Origin of the sequence: Pantoea brenneri (assembly GCF_038594305.1) — a bacterium.
Lineage (GTDB): Bacteria > Pseudomonadota > Gammaproteobacteria > Enterobacterales > Enterobacteriaceae > Pantoea > Pantoea brenneri.
This window is the reverse complement of record NZ_JBCGBG010000003.1, coordinates 336,105-351,578: the sequence shown is the minus strand read 5'-3', so window position 1 is coordinate 351,578 and position 15,474 is coordinate 336,105. Positions and strand designations below refer to the sequence as shown.

15 protein-coding genes are annotated in these 15,474 nt (G+C 58.1%); 4 read left to right on the top strand and 11 right to left on the bottom strand.

Annotated elements, in window-relative coordinates; all coding sequences use genetic code 11:
* Window positions 1-6 precede the first annotated feature (6 nt).
* Genes AABB92_RS15190 through rbsK form a run of 3 tightly spaced genes read right to left on the bottom strand, consistent with a single transcriptional unit; the run spans window position 7 to window position 3,269 of the window.
* Window positions 7-1,020, bottom strand: coding sequence for an aldose 1-epimerase family protein (locus AABB92_RS15190; RefSeq protein ID WP_031376038.1), 1,014 nt, complete (start codon window positions 1,018-1,020; stop codon window positions 7-9).
* Window positions 1,017-2,342: an L-fucose:H+ symporter permease gene (fucP, locus tag AABB92_RS15185; RefSeq protein WP_046289179.1), complete on the bottom strand. Its 1,326-nt coding sequence runs from the start codon at window positions 2,340-2,342 to the stop codon at window positions 1,017-1,019. Before fucP ends, AABB92_RS15190 begins: the two co-directional genes overlap by 4 nt.
* Before the next feature lie 9 nt (window positions 2,343-2,351).
* Complete coding sequence (rbsK, locus tag AABB92_RS15180) at window positions 2,352-3,269, bottom strand: ribokinase (RefSeq protein WP_031376039.1); 918 nt, start codon at window positions 3,267-3,269, stop codon at window positions 2,352-2,354.
* A gap of 387 nt (window positions 3,270-3,656) precedes the next feature.
* Between rbsK and deoR the strand changes: the two genes are divergently transcribed.
* Window positions 3,657-4,421, top strand: a complete 765-nt coding sequence (deoR, locus tag AABB92_RS15175; RefSeq protein WP_031376040.1) for a DNA-binding transcriptional repressor DeoR — start codon at window positions 3,657-3,659, stop codon at window positions 4,419-4,421.
* A 2-nt stretch (window positions 4,422-4,423) separates the two neighbouring features.
* Here the strand turns inward: deoR and AABB92_RS15170 are convergent, their stop codons facing one another.
* Window positions 4,424-5,371 carry a 2-hydroxyacid dehydrogenase gene (locus tag AABB92_RS15170; protein WP_031376041.1) on the bottom strand — a complete coding sequence of 316 codons (948 nt, stop codon included), beginning with the start codon at window positions 5,369-5,371 and terminating at the stop codon, window positions 4,424-4,426.
* Between the two features lie 186 nt (window positions 5,372-5,557).
* Here AABB92_RS15170 and ettA point away from each other — a divergent pair, with 186 nt between their 5' ends.
* Window positions 5,558-7,225, top strand: coding sequence for an energy-dependent translational throttle protein EttA (ettA, locus tag AABB92_RS15165; RefSeq protein WP_072051008.1), 1,668 nt, complete (start codon window positions 5,558-5,560; stop codon window positions 7,223-7,225).
* Between the two features lie 48 nt (window positions 7,226-7,273).
* On the opposite strand, the gene AABB92_RS15160 is transcribed toward ettA, so the two are convergent.
* Entirely contained in the window at window positions 7,274-8,170 is an 897-nt protein-coding gene (locus AABB92_RS15160; protein ID WP_031376043.1) for a LysR family transcriptional regulator, read from the bottom strand.
* A 95-nt stretch (window positions 8,171-8,265) separates the two neighbouring features.
* Here AABB92_RS15160 and AABB92_RS15155 point away from each other — a divergent pair, with 95 nt between their 5' ends.
* Entirely contained in the window at window positions 8,266-9,267 is a 1,002-nt protein-coding gene (locus tag AABB92_RS15155) for a zinc-binding alcohol dehydrogenase family protein (protein WP_031376044.1), read from the top strand.
* 40 nt (window positions 9,268-9,307) lie between these two features.
* On the opposite strand, the gene nadR is transcribed toward AABB92_RS15155, so the two are convergent.
* From nadR to serB, 3 genes are all read right to left on the bottom strand, one after another.
* Window positions 9,308-10,549 (bottom strand): multifunctional transcriptional regulator/nicotinamide-nucleotide adenylyltransferase/ribosylnicotinamide kinase NadR, encoded by a 1,242-nt coding sequence (gene nadR, locus AABB92_RS15150; protein ID WP_031376045.1) that lies wholly within the window; start codon window positions 10,547-10,549, stop codon window positions 9,308-9,310.
* An 85-nt stretch (window positions 10,550-10,634) separates the two neighbouring features.
* On the bottom strand, window positions 10,635-12,017 hold the full coding sequence (gene radA / locus AABB92_RS15145) for a DNA repair protein RadA (protein WP_031376046.1): 1,383 nt from the start codon (window positions 12,015-12,017) through the stop codon (window positions 10,635-10,637).
* A gap of 13 nt (window positions 12,018-12,030) precedes the next feature.
* Window positions 12,031-13,008, bottom strand: coding sequence for a phosphoserine phosphatase (serB, locus tag AABB92_RS15140; RefSeq protein ID WP_031376047.1), 978 nt, complete (start codon window positions 13,006-13,008; stop codon window positions 12,031-12,033).
* A gap of 107 nt (window positions 13,009-13,115) precedes the next feature.
* On the opposite strand from serB, the gene AABB92_RS15135 reads away from it, so the two are divergent.
* Window positions 13,116-13,766 carry a YtjB family periplasmic protein gene (locus AABB92_RS15135; RefSeq protein ID WP_046289178.1) on the top strand — a complete coding sequence of 217 codons (651 nt, stop codon included), beginning with the start codon at window positions 13,116-13,118 and terminating at the stop codon, window positions 13,764-13,766.
* 88 nt (window positions 13,767-13,854) lie between these two features.
* Here AABB92_RS15135 and yjjG read toward each other — a convergent pair whose 3' ends face one another.
* From yjjG to AABB92_RS15120, 3 genes are read right to left on the bottom strand one after another with little or no spacing between them, the layout of a single operon-like run.
* Window positions 13,855-14,535, bottom strand: coding sequence for a pyrimidine 5'-nucleotidase (gene yjjG / locus AABB92_RS15130; RefSeq protein ID WP_031376048.1), 681 nt, complete (start codon window positions 14,533-14,535; stop codon window positions 13,855-13,857).
* 18 nt (window positions 14,536-14,553) lie between these two features.
* Complete coding sequence (gene rimI, locus AABB92_RS15125) at window positions 14,554-14,994, bottom strand: ribosomal protein S18-alanine N-acetyltransferase (protein WP_031376049.1); 441 nt, start codon at window positions 14,992-14,994, stop codon at window positions 14,554-14,556.
* On the bottom strand, window positions 14,966-15,376 hold the full coding sequence (locus tag AABB92_RS15120; RefSeq protein ID WP_031376050.1) for a DNA polymerase III subunit psi: 411 nt from the start codon (window positions 15,374-15,376) through the stop codon (window positions 14,966-14,968). Before AABB92_RS15120 ends, rimI begins: the two co-directional genes overlap by 29 nt.
* Window positions 15,377-15,474 lie beyond the last annotated feature (98 nt).

Below are 15,474 nucleotides of genomic sequence, written 5' to 3'. Positions count from 1 at the left end.
TCGGGTTTACAGCAATCCGGTCTCGACGGAAAAGTGGCGTTGTTCGCCGCTGGCGAGGGTGATTAAGCTGCCTGCCTGCTGCGCCGCCAGAAACCCTTCCGGCCGACAGGTGGCCGGCAGGATATAGGCCGCGACCTGTTGGTCGGCATTGTGCAGCAGCCAGCGGGTGGCGTGAGGAAACTGAGCGGTAGAGAAGCGCGTCATCATGGCGTATCCCGCCGGCGCGTGCAGCTCAAACTGCACCTCATCGCCATACTGCGGCAGATCGTCGGCGAAAAAGACGATCTCCGGATCGCATAACTGTGGCTGATCGAGCTGCTGCAACGCCTGCGGATCCTGCGCCAGCCGTGCGGTGTAGTCGCGCCAGGCGGGCGTCGGCCGTAAATGTGCCGGTATTGAGGTGCGCAGCCGGAATGCCCGATCCGGGATCGACTGCCGGAAACGTCCCTGCGCAATCCAGCTGCTGTTGAGATGACACATATACTGCAACGGCATCGGCGCACCGGCCAGATTGGTCACCGTCATCTCAATCTGCAGCCGCGGCCGATCGGCGTGCAGGCGTACCGCCGGTGCGGCCAGATAGTGATGGCCGAAGCCTTTGACATATTCACACTCGCCCTCCAGCGACAGCATATCTGCGTCCAGCACCAGCCACGCACTGTCCATCCGGGCGCAGGGCATTTCGCCATGCAGCGGATGATCGTCCTCGGGCGACGGACAGCCGTTAGCCAGCAGTCCGGAGTGGAAAGCGAAACAACCATAGGTGTCGATGATCGAATTGCCGGGCAGCGGCTGCTTAAAGCTGTTGCCCATGGTCAGCGTATGCCCTTCAAACTGCACATCCCAGATCATCTGACCAAAGAACGGCAGCACCGTCACTGACCCGCGCCGGTTATGGATCCGCACCGCTTCAATCCCCGCCGGATAACGGAACAGTTCCACCCGGAAGTCATCGCTCTGCAGCAGAACCTCAGGGGTAAAATGAAACTGCTCACGGCGCAACGGTAAACGGGTTTTCATGATGCATCCTCCACCAGACGACCGCCGGACACGGTCTGTTTCTTGTGGCGCAGTTCGCCATAGAAGTAAAAACCGACCCAGGCGAAGCAGAGCAGCGAGACGCCAAACGCCAGCTGCATTGAGCCAACCGAGTCAGAGACCAGCCCCTGCAGCGCGGGCACAAATGCTGCACCGACAATCGCCATCACGATAAACGCCCCCGCCACTTCGGTATATTTATTATCGACCGTCGCCAGGGTACCGGCGTAAATGGTCGCCCAGCAGGGACCAAACAGCACGCTGACGAACACCGCGGCGTAAACGGCGGTAAAGTCAGGCACCAGCATCACATAAGCCAGCGTCAGCACCCCCAGCACCGAATAGGCGATCAGCACTTTTTCAGCGCGGAAACGGGTCATCAGGAAGTTCGCCACGAACTTGCCGATAAAGAAGCAGATAAAACTGTAGATCATGAAGTTAGAGGCGTGACGTTCATTGGCTGCGCCCAGCGTCAGCGCCAGACGAATGGTGAACGACCAGACCGCTACCTGCATCCCGACATAGAGAAACTGCGTCACGATGCCGCGTTTAAAGTGACGGTTGGTCGCCAGATAGCGAAAGGTCTCCGCCAGTGAAGGCAGCGATGTTTCGTTACTTTGCGGTTTGCAGCGCGGATAGCGGGTGAACATAAACAGCAGCATCACCACCACTAACACCATCACCAGATATTTGTAGGGTTCCAGCGTATGCTCCAGCATCGTCAGGCGAAACGCATGCGCCTGTTCAGCGGTCATGGTCGCCATCTGGCTCTGCAGGCTGTCCCCCTCCTGGAACACCAGATATTTACCCAGCACGATGCCCATCAGTGCGCCAATCGGATAGAACGTCTGGCTGATGTTGAGCCGCAGAGTTGCGTGATCCCGATGCCCAATCATTGAGCTGTAGGTATTGGCCGCTGTTTCCAGAAAGCTCAGGCCGATGGCGATGGCAAAGATCGCCGCGAGAAACATGGTGTAGGTCGCCATGTGCGAGGCGGGATAAAACGCCACGCAGCCCAGGATGTAGAGCGCCAGCCCGGTCAGGATCGCCAGCTTGTAGCTGGTTTTGCGGATCACCAGTGACGCCGGGATCGCAATCAGAAAATAGCCGCCGTAAAAGGCACTCTGTACCAGCGCGCTGGCAAAATCGCTTAAGGCGAAGACGCTTTTGAACTGGGTAATCAGGATATCGTTAAGGCTGGCAGCGCAGCCCCACAGCGGAAACAGGCACGACAGCAGAATGAACTGAAAGCGCGGCGTTTTATTCAGGTAGCCATCCGATTGCTGAACAATTTTCTGTTGCATAGCATCACCTCAGTGAAGATTAAGAAAGCGCTGAAAACCCTCTGCGTCGGGATAGGCGCGCTGGGTGCCGCGTCCGGTCACGCTGCAGGCGGCATAGGCCGAAGCCTGGGTCATGGCGGCCGCGATATCGCCGGTTTTAACCAGCAGGTGAGCAAAACAGCCGATAAAGGCATCGCCGGCACCGCTGGTGTCGACCGCCCGGACTGGCGTTGCCGCCACCCGGTGCACCGTATCGCCGTTCATCCATACCGAACCGCGACTGCCCAGTGTGATAATCAGGTTTTTCAGACCGCGCTTCAGCAGCGACCGCCCGGCAGCGATCACCTCCTCATCGCTGGCTACCGGCAGACCGGTGAGGATCTCCAGTTCGGTTTCATTAGGCATAAAGAAGTCACACTTGCAGGCGTAGTGGATGTCGAGATCGGCCACCGCTGGCGCAGGGTTCAGGATCACTTTTATCTGATGCTGACGGGCAAAATCGATGGCGTAATAGACCGTTTCCAGCGGGATCTCCAGCTGCAGAATGATCAGCTGGCAGGCTTTCAGCGCCTCAGCGGCGGCGTCGATATCGGCCGGCTTCAGCTGCTGGTTGGCACCTTTAATAATCAGGATGCGGTTCTGTGACCGATCGTCGACAAAGATCGGCGCCACACCGCTTGAAGTGCCCGCCGCCGTAGTGACGAAGCGGGTATCCACGCCCTGCTGTTGCAGATTCGCCACGGTATTAGGCGCAAACAGATCGTCGCCCACTTTGCTGACCATCATCACTTTCGCACCCATTCGGGCGGCAGCAACCGCCTGGTTAGCCCCCTTTCCGCCACAGCCAAGGGCAAAATCGGGTGCTTCAAGGGTTTCGCCCGCTTTCGGCAGGCTGTTGGTATAGGTAATCAGGTCGACCATGTTTGAGCCGATGACCGCGATATCCATGACTGTTTTCTCCCGGATGTTTTTTAACCATCAAATGTTATAAAATTAACAATAACAATTCTAAAAGGTTAAATATGTGATAAAAACCACATCCTGAAGGCGCAGTTCTGCGAATATATGCCGAATCACGGCCGCCCATCGTGTTACGATTGTAACAATCAGACATTACCGGACACCACCGCGCCGGACGCCGCCTGGCCGGTTTGATATCACCGCCGGACGGTTGAGGATGAGGTTTGCGGGGTTTAGCCGTTGCAGGTAAGATTGAAAATCAGCCTGGCGGAGAGGACGCAACTCCTTAAAATCTGTTAGGTTTGTCGCGATGATTACGCCGGTTTCCGGCTCCCTCAATCAGCCCAGCAGGATACTGAACAGACAGAGATGACCATGGAAACCCGGCGCGACGAACGTATCCACAAGCTGACTCAGGCGCTTAAACGCACCGATAAACTGCATCTGAAAGACGCAGCTCAACTGCTTGGCGTGTCAGAAATGACCATTCGCCGCGATCTTAGCGAGCCCGCCTCCAGCGTGGTGCTGCTGGGCGGCTATATCGTCAGCGACCCGAAGAGCCACGCCAGCCACTACTTTGTTACCGATCAGCACGGTCAGAATGCCGCCCGAAAACAGCGGCTGGCCCAGGCTGCGGCTAGCCTGATCGGCGAAAATGACACGGTATTTTTCGACTGCGGCACCACCCTGCCTTATATCGTCGATGCGATCCCGGACACCCTGCCGTTTACCGCGATCTGCTGCGCTATGAATACCTTCCTGGCGTTAAAGGAGAAACCGGCCTGCAATGTGATCCTCAGTGGCGGCGAGTTCCACGCGGATAATGCGCTGTTCACACCGATCGGCGGCCATTCGATCCTCGACGATCTCTGTCCGACGCTGGCGTTTATCTCGGCGGCCGGGATCGACAAAGATCAGGGTGCAACCTGCTACAACACCAATGAGCTGGCGATGAAGCACCACGCGATGCTGCGGGCGCGTCAGTGCATTTTAGTGGCTGACAGCAGCAAATATGGCAAGGTGCTGCCGGCCCGCATCGCCGAACTGCGCCGCTTTGATCTGCTGGTCAGTGACAGCGCGCCCGATCAGGCGCTGCAGGACTGGCTGGCACAACAGGCGATTCCGCTGCGCCTGCCGTAAGTTCACGCCCAGCGGTTTGCCACCGCTTCGCCGTCACGCAGGCGGCGCAGGTTGTCACACACTCCGCTCAGGTTGCCCGCCAGAGAGATATCTGTGACGCCGCCAATGTGCGGCGTGGCGATGACGTTATAGCGAAACACCTCATCCTGCGGATCGGGCGGCTCCTGCCAGAATACATCCAGCCCGGCCCCGGCCAGCGACCGGTTTTTCAGCGCGCTGAGAAAGGCCGCTTTGTCGATTAATCCACCGCGACCAAGGTTGATCAGAAAGCTCTGCGGTTTCATCTGCGCCAGCGCCGTGGCGTCAATAATCTGGTGAGTCTGCGGGTTATCCGGCAGGCTGAGCACCACAAAATCGGCCTGCTGCAACAGCTGCGGCAGTTGTGTCATGTCACCCAGCCACGCCAGGCCGTGCTGGTGAGCGAAAGCCGCATCGGCTTCACGCCTGACGCCGATCATCCGCATGCCAAACGGCCTGAGCCGCGCCGCCAGTGCTTTGCCGATGCCGCCTAAACCGACCAGCCCGACCGTTTTGCCCTTCAATCCCAGGCCGACCGGCTGGCCCAGCTGCTGCTGCGCCAGGCAATCAGCGATTTCGTGATAGCGACGCGCCAGGCCAATCATCATCCAGATACCGAGTTCTGCCACCGAATCGGCATTGCCTGAGCTGTCGGACGGCACATTGGCGACCATGATGCCGCGCTGTTTCGCCGCCGCGATGTCGATCCCCTCCAGCCCGGTGCCCGCCTGCTGGATCAGCGCTAAGCGATCGGCGGTCGCCAGCAGCGCCGCGTCCACTTTGCACATGCCGGGGATCAACGCATCGAAGCCGGCGAGACTTTCGGCGGCGTGGCCTGCCGAGGCGACAAACTCCACGTCCGGTAGCCGCTGACGAATAGACGGAATCAATCCGCCCCAGGCGTGTTCATCTGCTGCGATCAATACTCTCATCGTCACTCTCCCGGTTTTTAAGGCAAAAAAGCAGCATAGTGTCGGGGTTGTGCGGAAATCAAACAGTTATCCCGAACTGCGGCACGCATCGGAATATTCGCCGCGGCCCGGCTGTGATTAGACGGTGAAAAAGGCTAAACTTCGACATCATCCAAATGACCAACAGACCCAGAGGCTCAATACAACGTGGCTCAATTCGTCTATAGCATGCACCGCGTCGGCAAAGTCGTTCCGCCGAAGCGACACATCCTGAAGAACATCTCCCTTAGCTTCTTCCCGGGCGCCAAAATCGGCGTACTCGGCCTGAACGGCGCGGGTAAATCCACCCTGCTGCGTATCATGGCCGGCATCGATAAAGATATCGAAGGGGAAGCGCGTCCGCAGCCTGGCATCAAGATTGGCTACCTGCCGCAGGAGCCGCAGCTTAACCTCGAACATACCGTGCGCGAGTCCGTTGAAGAGGCGCTGTCTGAAGTGGTTGGCGCGTTAAAACGCCTCGACGAAGTCTATGCGCTGTATGCCGAAGAGGGCGCGGACTTTGACAAACTGGCCGCTGAGCAGGGCCGTCTGGAAGAGATTATCCAGGCACATGATGGCCACAACCTGAATACCCAACTGGAACGTGCGGCAGATGCGCTGCGTCTGCCAGACTGGGAGGCGAAAATCGCCACTCTCTCCGGGGGTGAACGTCGCCGCGTCGCACTGTGCCGTCTGCTGCTGGAAAAGCCAGACATGCTGCTGCTCGACGAACCAACCAACCACCTGGACGCCGAATCTGTCGCCTGGCTGGAACGCTTCCTGCACGACTTCGAAGGCACCGTGGTGGCGATTACCCACGACCGTTACTTCCTTGATAACGTTGCCGGCTGGATTCTGGAGCTGGACCGTGGCGAAGGCATCCCGTGGGAAGGTAACTACTCTTCCTGGCTGGAGCAGAAAGATGCGCGTCTGGCGCAGGAAGCCTCTTCTGAAGCGGCCCGCCGCAAGTCGATTGAGAAAGAGCTGGAGTGGGTTCGTCAGGGCACTAAAGGCCGTCAGTCTAAGGGCAAAGCCCGTCTGGCGCGCTTCGAAGAGCTGAACAACACCGAATACCAGAAGCGTAACGAAACCAACGAACTGTTTATTCCGCCTGGCCCACGTCTGGGTGACAAAGTGCTGGAAGTCAGCAACCTGCGTAAATCGTACGGTGACCGCGTGCTGATCGACGATCTCTCGTTCTCCGTACCGAAAGGGGCGATTGTCGGCATCATCGGTCCGAACGGCGCCGGTAAATCGACGCTGTTCCGCATGATGTCCGGTCAGGAACAGCCTGATTCCGGCAGCATTGTGCTGGGCGATACCGTCAAACTGGCGTCAGTGGATCAGTTCCGTGACAGCATGGATAATTCCAAAACCGTGTGGGAAGAAGTCTCCGGCGGTCAGGACATCATGCGTATCGGCAACACCGAAATGCCAAGCCGCGCCTACGTCGGCCGCTTTAACTTCAAAGGCGTCGATCAGGGTAAACGCGTCGGTGAGCTGTCGGGCGGTGAGCGTGGTCGTCTGCATCTCGCCAAGCTGCTGCAGGTTGGCGGCAACATGTTGCTGCTGGATGAACCTACCAACGACCTGGATATCGAAACCCTGCGCGCGCTGGAAAACGCCCTGCTGGAGTTCCCAGGCTGCGCGATGGTGATCTCGCATGACCGCTGGTTCCTCGACCGCATCGCGACCCACATTCTGGACTACCAGGATGAAGGCAACATCGAATTCTTCGAAGGTAACTTCACTGAATACGAAGAGTACAAGAAGCGCACCCTCGGCGCTGAAGCGCTGGAGCCGAAACGTATCAAGTACAAGCGTATAATTAAGTAACAGAACAGTGTTAAAGGCGGCAGCAATGCCGCCTTTTTTATTGCTCGATTAACGATAAAACTCCCTGAACACCGGCGAGTGCAGCGCGAACTCCACGAAGCGTGCCAGCGCCGGGGAATTGAGTTTACGTCCCGGATAGACCAGCCACAGCTCATTTCCTTCCATCTGCCACTCCGGCAGCACCGGCACCAGACGCGGGTCCGCCATCATTCCATCGGTGAGAAAACGCGGCAGCAGCGTGATACCGGCATCGCCGAGCGCCGACTCACGGGCATAGATCAGATTATCGGTCAGATGCGCGGGCGGCAGCAGCCAGCGATAAAATTCCTCATCCCGCTGTAATACCCATTCATTCCAGGCACGATGGGCGATGCAGCGATGGGCAGAAAGCTGTTGCGGATGAATAATGGGTGGATGCTGATCAAGATAGTGCTGCGAGGCCACCAGCAGCCGCTGGCAGTAACCGACCCGACGACCAATCAGCGATGACTCCTGCGGCTGACCGGTGCGCAGCGCCACATCAAAGCCCTCCTGCACCAGATCGCGAATATCATCTGAGATCGAAATATCCAGCGTCACATCGGGATAGAGCCGTAAAAACTCCGCATTGCAGCGCGCCAGCAGGGTTGCGCCGATGCCCGCCGGGCTGGTGATGCGCAGCCGGCCGCTGGGGTTTTCACGCAGGCTGGCGATCGCCTGATCGGCACGTTCGCTGGCCTGCATCATCTCCTGGCAGTGCAGCAGATAGCGCTCACCGGCAAAGGTCAGGTTGAGCTGGCGGGTGGTGCGATTCAGCAGCCGGATGCCGAGTCGCTGCTCCAGCTGGCTGATGCGCTGGCTGACGCTCGATTTTGGCAAACCGGCGCGTTCCGCCGCGCCGGTAAAACTGCCGCACTCCGCCACCAGCGCGAAAAGAGCCATGTCCTGCCACTGACGAAACGCCATTGTTCACCTCAGACGAACACTCTATGAAAGATTGTCCATCTTATCACCGCTAAATCCAGGTTCTACACTTAGCGTAACAATACAGGAGATCCACTATGTCTATTCGCGCTATTGCTGTTAATCCAGAGAGTCCTGAGAACTTCATTGAAATCTTCCCCGAAACCCCGACGCCAGGCGAGTACGACCTGCGGGTTGAGGTCAAAGCCGCCTCGGTCAACCCGGTCGATACCAAAGTTCACAAAGGCGCAATCAAAAACGGGCTGCAGGCACCGCGTATTCTCGGCTGGGATGCCAGCGGCGTAGTGCTGGAAGTTGGCAGCAAAGTCAGCAACTTCAAGCCGGGCGATGAAGTCTACTATGCCGGCGATCTGACCCGTGCCGGCAGTAACAGCACCGAGCAGCTGGTCGATTCACGTATCACCGGCCACAAGCCGAAGAGCCTCGACTGGGCGCAATCGGCGGCGATCCCACTGACGGCACTGACGGCGTGGGAAGGATTGTTTGAGCGACTGAATCTCGACGCGGCGACCGCAGATCAAACGCTGCTGATCGTGGGCGGCGCTGGCGGTGTCGGATCGCTGGCGATCCCCCTGGCGAAGCTGCACAGCAAGGTGAAAGTCATTGCAACAGCCTCGCGCGAAGATTCGGCGCAGTGGTGCCGCGATCGCGGTGCCGATCTGGTGATTAACTACAAAGATATGCCGGGTGAACTGGAGAAACAGGGGATTAAGCAGGTCGATTATATCTTCTGCCTCAACGATACCGACGGTCACTGGGAAACCATGGCGAAGCTGATTGCGCCGCAGGGCCACATCTGCACCATCGTTGAGAACGAGCATCCGCTGTCGATGGATCAGCTGAAGCTGAAAAGCGCTGCGCTGCACTTTGAGCTGATGTACACCCGCAGCATGTTTAACACGCCGGACATGGCGCGCCAGGGTGAAATTCTGGATGCCGTGGCAGCCTTGCTGGATGAAGGTAAGCTGCAAACCACGCTGAGTGAGACGCTGCAGGGCTTAAGCGTTGAAACGCTGAAAGCGGCCCATCAGCGGGTGCTGGAAGGCCATATGCGTGGCAAGGTCGTGATGGTCTATTAATCTGTCCGCCAGGGGGGCCGCGCCGGTCCCCCTGGTTCGATCACGGCTGGGCGTTCTTCTCGCCCAGCATCGCTCTCACCAGTTCAATGCAGCGCAGGAAACGGGTGTCGTAATCATCCTCACGCACATGCACAAAATCGATATTGTTTTCACGCAGCATCGTCACCAGCATCGACTGGAATTCGCGACGATCGACTGAACTGCCCAGACTGCGCAATCCATCCGCCACCCACGGCACATTGTTCTCAAGCAAAATGACTAAATCGAAGCGATATTCGTCGATCAGTGCCTGAACAAAGGGATGTTCGCGCCCTTCGTACTTCAGGCAGAACGCCTGGGTCGTCACGAAATCGGTGTCGATAAACGCCACCTTGTTGGCATATTTCACCGCGAAATCGATGTACTGCGCCTGACCGAGCGCGATTTTGTCGTAGTCCGAATATTGCAGCGCCATTTCATCGCCACCGAGGTGCGAAAAGACATAGTCGCGGCCATATTCCCAGGCACTGGTGGTGTTGAAAATATTAGCGAGCTTATTCACCAGCGTCGATTTGCCGCTTGATTCCCCGCCCAGTATCGCCACGGTGCGCACAAAGAACGGCTTCACTTCGGTCGGGATATATTCCCAGAAGCGGAACGGATCCTGACGGATCTGCGCGCCGCTGATGCTCATGAAAGATCGGTCGGGATCGACCAGCACCGTCCGAATCCCCAGGTGCTGCTGATACATCTCCGCATCAGGCGCTTCGCTGGTGTAAATGCAATCCGGCGCGATGCCGTGCTCGCCGAGAAACGCGCTGACCCCTTCACTCCAGACGTCCCAGCCGTGCGGATACGGCTCAATCCCCTCCTCGTTAAAGGCGTGGATACGGATGTTTTTCTGATATTTAAAGGTCTGTAGCAACCAGCGCAGTCGGTCGCTGACCGTCGGCTGCTGCGACATGGCGCTGTTATCAAACAGCTGGCGATCGCGCGGCTCGTCATAGCCCATGATGATGTGCAGCTCATCCACCTGACTACAGGCGCGCTGAATCAGATAGATATGGCCGGTGTGCAGCGGGTAAAACTTGCCGAATACCACGCCGACCGTTTTATCACGGCGCGGAAACTCCAGTCCGAGAAAGCGGTGCAGTGCTTCCAGTTTCTGCGCGCTGGGGCTTTTGATTTTGGCGTTGAGCAACTGGCTCAGATAGCCTTTGGTCATGCCGCTGGCATCAGCGACCTGTTGCAGCGTGTGGCCCTGCTGGCGAATGGCCGTTTTCAGATAATCAAACGACGACATGTCGTGCCTCCTGCGTGAATGCGTATAAGGTTGAACGCGCCGCCCTCGCCCGCTGACGGCAAGCCATCAGCGGACGCCAGCCGCATTACAGATCGTCGAGAATCGCCAGCGCGTCGGCCAGCTTCTTCGCGCTGAAAACCTGCATGCCATCGATCGGTTTTTTCGGCGCATTGCCAGCCGGCACTATGGCGCGTTTAAAGCCATGTTTCGCCGCTTCCGAAATTCGTTCCTGACCGCTGGGGACCGGACGGATTTCGCCCGCCAGCCCCACTTCGCCGAAGATCACCAGATCCTGCGGCAACGGGCGATCGCGCAGACTCGATACCATCGACAGCATCAGCGCCAGATCGGCACTGGTTTCGGTCACCTTGACCCCGCCAACCACGTTAACGAACACATCCTGGTCCGCCATCTGCAGGCCGCCATGACGATGCAGCACCGCCAGCAGAATCGCCAGACGGTTCTGTTCCAGCCCGACCGCAACGCGACGTGGATTGCCCATCATCGAATGGTCCACCAGCGCCTGAATCTCCACCAGCAGCGGACGCGTCCCTTCCCACAGCACCATCACTGAGCTGCCGGAAGTGACCTCTTCGCCGCGCGACAGGAAGATAGCCGACGGGTTGCTGACTTCACGCATTCCCTGCTCGGTCATGGCGAAAACGCCTAACTCGTTGACCGCGCCGAATCGGTTTTTATGGCTGCGCAGGGTGCGGAAGCGGGAGTCGGCATCGCCATCCAGCAGTACCGAACAGTCGATGCAGTGCTCCAGCACTTTAGGACCGGCCAGCGAGCCATCTTTGGTGACGTGACCGACCATAATGATCGCCACGCCGCGCGTTTTGGCGAAGCGCGTCAGGTAGGCGGCAGTTTCTCGCACCTGCGCCACGCTGCCCGGCGAAGACTGAATCTCCGCCATGTGCATCACCTGGATCGAGTCGATTACCATCAGCTGCGGCTGCTCCTGCTCGGCGATCAGGCAGATCTGCTCGATGCTGGTTTCCGACAGCATATTGACGTTTTCGGTGGGTAATCCCAGACGATGGGCGCGCATCGCTACCTGTTGCAGCGACTCTTCCCCGGTGACGTAGAGGGTTTTCATCCCTTCCGACAGGCGGCACATCACCTGCAACAGCAGGGTCGATTTACCGGCACCCGGACTACCGCCGATTAAAATGGCGCTGCCCGGCACTACGCCGCCGCCGAGAACCCGGTCAAACTCTTTAAAGCTGGTCGAGAAGCGCGGTAGCGCCTCCAGACTGATTTCGGACAGCTTCTGTACCCGACTGGTACCGGCACTGCCCGCATAGCCGCTCAGACGCTCGTTACGCGCCGCAGCAGGCGAGGCGGCAATCCGCACCTCGGTGATGGTGTTCCAGGCGTGACAGGCGCTGCACTGCCCCTGCCAGCGTGGATAGTCTGCGCCGCATTCGTTACACACAAATGCGCGTTTTGCCGCTTTGGCCAAATCAATACCTCAGTTAACGCTCTTCATGGATCAGGCTGCCGGAGAGGATGCAGAACACCCCCATCAAATCGGCATGGCGAATGGTGACCGCAGTCTGCTCATTCACCTTAGGTTTAGCATGGTAGGCAATGCCCAGCGCTGAGGCTTTAATCATCAGCAGGTCATTGGCCCCATCGCCGACCGCGACGGTCTGTTCCGGCGCGATGTCAAAACGCTGCGCCAGCTTTTTCAGCGTATCGGCTTTGTATTGTGCGTCGACAATCGGACCCAGCAGGTTGCCGGTCAGTTTGCCGTCGCGAATTTCCAGTTCATTGGCCACTACCGCCGACAGATGCAGCTTATCGCGCAGGTATTCGGCGTAATAAGTAAAGCCGCCCGAGGCAATCGCCACCTGCCAGCCCAGCGCCTGTAATTTTTGCGTCAGGGTAGTCAGGCCCGGCATCAGCGGCAGCGCATCGCGCACCTGCTTCAGAATATTAGCATCGGCCCCCTGCAGGGTCGCCACCCGCTGACGCAGGCTGGCAGTAAAGTCGAGTTCGCCGCGCATCGCGCGTTCGGTCACTTCTGCCACCAGCTCGCCACTGCCAGCCAGTTTTGCAATCTCATCGATACACTCGATCTGAATGGCGGTCGAGTCCATATCCATCACCAGCAGGCCCGGCGTTTTCAGGTGCGGGATTTTGCCGAGTGGCGCCACGTCCAGTCCGGCGTCGTGCGCCAGTCTGCTGGCGAACGGCGTCAGCGAGCCAGCCAGGCGAATCACCTGATATTCATCTACGTTCCAGGCACTGACGATCACCATCGCCGCACCCAGCCGGTGCTGGTAATCGGTCAGCCGTTGCTTATCCAGCCCGCGGCCATACAGTAGCCAGCCAGTCCGGCCAGCGCGATAATCCAGCGGCATCACTTCATCACCGCTAAGGGAAAGGGGCAAACCCGGCCAGAGGGAAACATCGGCGGGCAGATCGCACCAGGTTAAACGATTTGGCATCACAGCTCCTGTAGGGACAACAAAACCACGCAAGAGGCTACCTTGTCTGCGCCGCTTCTGGCAACATAATCTCCAGGCTTTCTGTTGTGACGTGACACGGATTATTGATGGCTAAAACCGCACTAAAATTTCGCTTACATCGCACGGTGATCGTTCTGATCTCAATGGCACTGCTGGTGGCCCTGATGCAGGGTGCCTCCTGGTTCAGTCTCGGCCATCAAATGGCACGTTCTGAACAGGTTGAGGAGCTGGCGCATACCCTGACCAATCAGGTGGCGTTCAGCCTGAAGCCCCTGATGGACAACAGCGAAAATAACCGCAACCAGATTGAAGCCATTCTCAATCAGATGACCGCTAACAGCCGCATTCTCGACGCCTCGGTATATGACGGCGACGGCAGCTTAGTGGCGCACAGCGGTGAAAATATCAACGTGCGCGACCGGCTGGCGCTGGACGGCAAACGCGCTGGCAGCTACTTCAATCATCAGATTGTGCAGCCGCTGGCGGGTAACGACGGCCCGCTTGGCTTTTTGCGCGTTACGCTCGATACCCACGTGCTGGTCACCGAATCGCGTCAGGTGGATAACACCACCAATATTTTGCGCCTGATGATGCTGCTGGCGCTGGCGATCGGCATTATTCTCTCCCGCACCCTGCTGCGCCATCGCCGTACCCGCTGGCAGCAATCGCCGTTCCTGCTCACCGCCAGCACACCGGTGAAAGAGGATCGCGATGAGGACGACGAGAAGAAAGAGTAACGCTCCGGCTGCGGTAAAGATAAAACGAAAAGGCCCGCTATGCGGACCTTTTTTATGCTGCCACTTTAGATTTGCGAGGTGGCTTCCGTCAGCCGATCAGCAGCGCTTCCAGCTCGTTCAGCGATTTGACCTGCCAGGTCGGATGGATATGTTGCGGCAGCGGTCGGGTGCCGTGATCGAGCCAGCAGGTTTTCAGACCGGCATTGATCCCGCCGAGAATATCTGACTCCGGGGTATCCCCCACCATCAGCACCCGCTGACGATCCGGGTTACCCATCTGCTTCAACGCATAATCAAAAATTTCTGCGGCCGGTTTCGGCACGCCCACCTGCTCTGAGATCACCAGCGCGGAAAAATAGTCACGAAAACCGGTACGTTCCAGCCGTATCTGCTGCAACGCGGTAAAACCGTTGGTGATGATGCCCATCTTCACCCGGCCATGCAGCCGGTTCATCAGGCTGACCGCGCCCGGCAGCGGGGTGCAGATCTCGCCCATCGCGCTGAGAAAACCGCTGTTCAGAATCTCCGGCGCTACGCTGAGCTTTTCGCTCCAGTGATTAAAACGCTGAGTCTGCAGCTGTAGCGCTGAAATGGTACCGTTCTGATAATCGACCCACAGCGGTTTGTTAACCGCCTGGTAGTCGGCGTAATCCTGATCGGTAAACTGCACGTCGTAGCCAGCGAACAGACGCTGCAAACCGGCATAGGCGTCGAAGTGAAAAAGGGTATCGTCTGCATCAAACAGGATGCAATCCCAGTTATCTGACATCAAAGCTCCTTAACACCGCTACAGCGTCAGCGCCATGATGATGGCATCTTCACGACCGCTGGCAGTGGGATAATAGTTTGGGCGACGACTGACCTGGTTAAATTCCAGCTGCTGGTAGAGCGCAATGGCGGGCAGATTTGAAGCCCGCACTTCCAGCCACAGCGTCAGCACGTCGCGTTTAATCAGTTCATCAATCAGATGCTGTAACAGCTGGCGGCCAAATCCCCGGCGCTGCCAGGCGGGATCGACCGCAATGTTGAACAGCGAGGCTTCATCCAGCACCACCTGAGTGATGGCGAAGGCGGCCATTTGACCGTCGACGTCGAGCCGCAAATTAAGAAAGCGTTCGCCCTGATTTCTGGCAAAGGTCTGTTCACTCCATGGAAAGGCGTGACTACGACACTCGATGGCGAAGGCCTGCGCCCGATCGTCAGGGGTGAGAAAAGAGATGGCTGTCATGGTTACACATCTGTTGCCAGAGCGCGCGTTTGGCGGCGCCGCTGCTGATCAGTTCATTGAAGGAAGCGCTGGTTAATGCCACGCCGTTAAAGGTTTGTTCACTCCCAACGCCGAGCAGCCATCCTGCGCAATGCAGCGTCTCCGGCAGCATTTGCAGCTGGTCCGGCGTCACGGTCATCACCTGAGCCGGTTGCAGATTAAGCGTATGTAGCACGTCGCGCATCAGCGGTTCGTGCAGGCCGGGGGGTGTCTCAGCCACGATAATCAGCTGCGTCTCCGGTGCCAGCGTGACGGCAATTTCGCCCTGAAGCACGCGCGGGCGGCGCAGCTGATACTGCGTAATTCCCATTTGCTGTAAAAGCCAGTCGCGCCTGGACGTCATGGTGTTACCTGTTCTGCTGCCTGAATGCGACGCTATGCTAGCAAACCCATCGAACATGCGCCAACAAACCACTATAATCCCCGCTCAGATCTTACAGG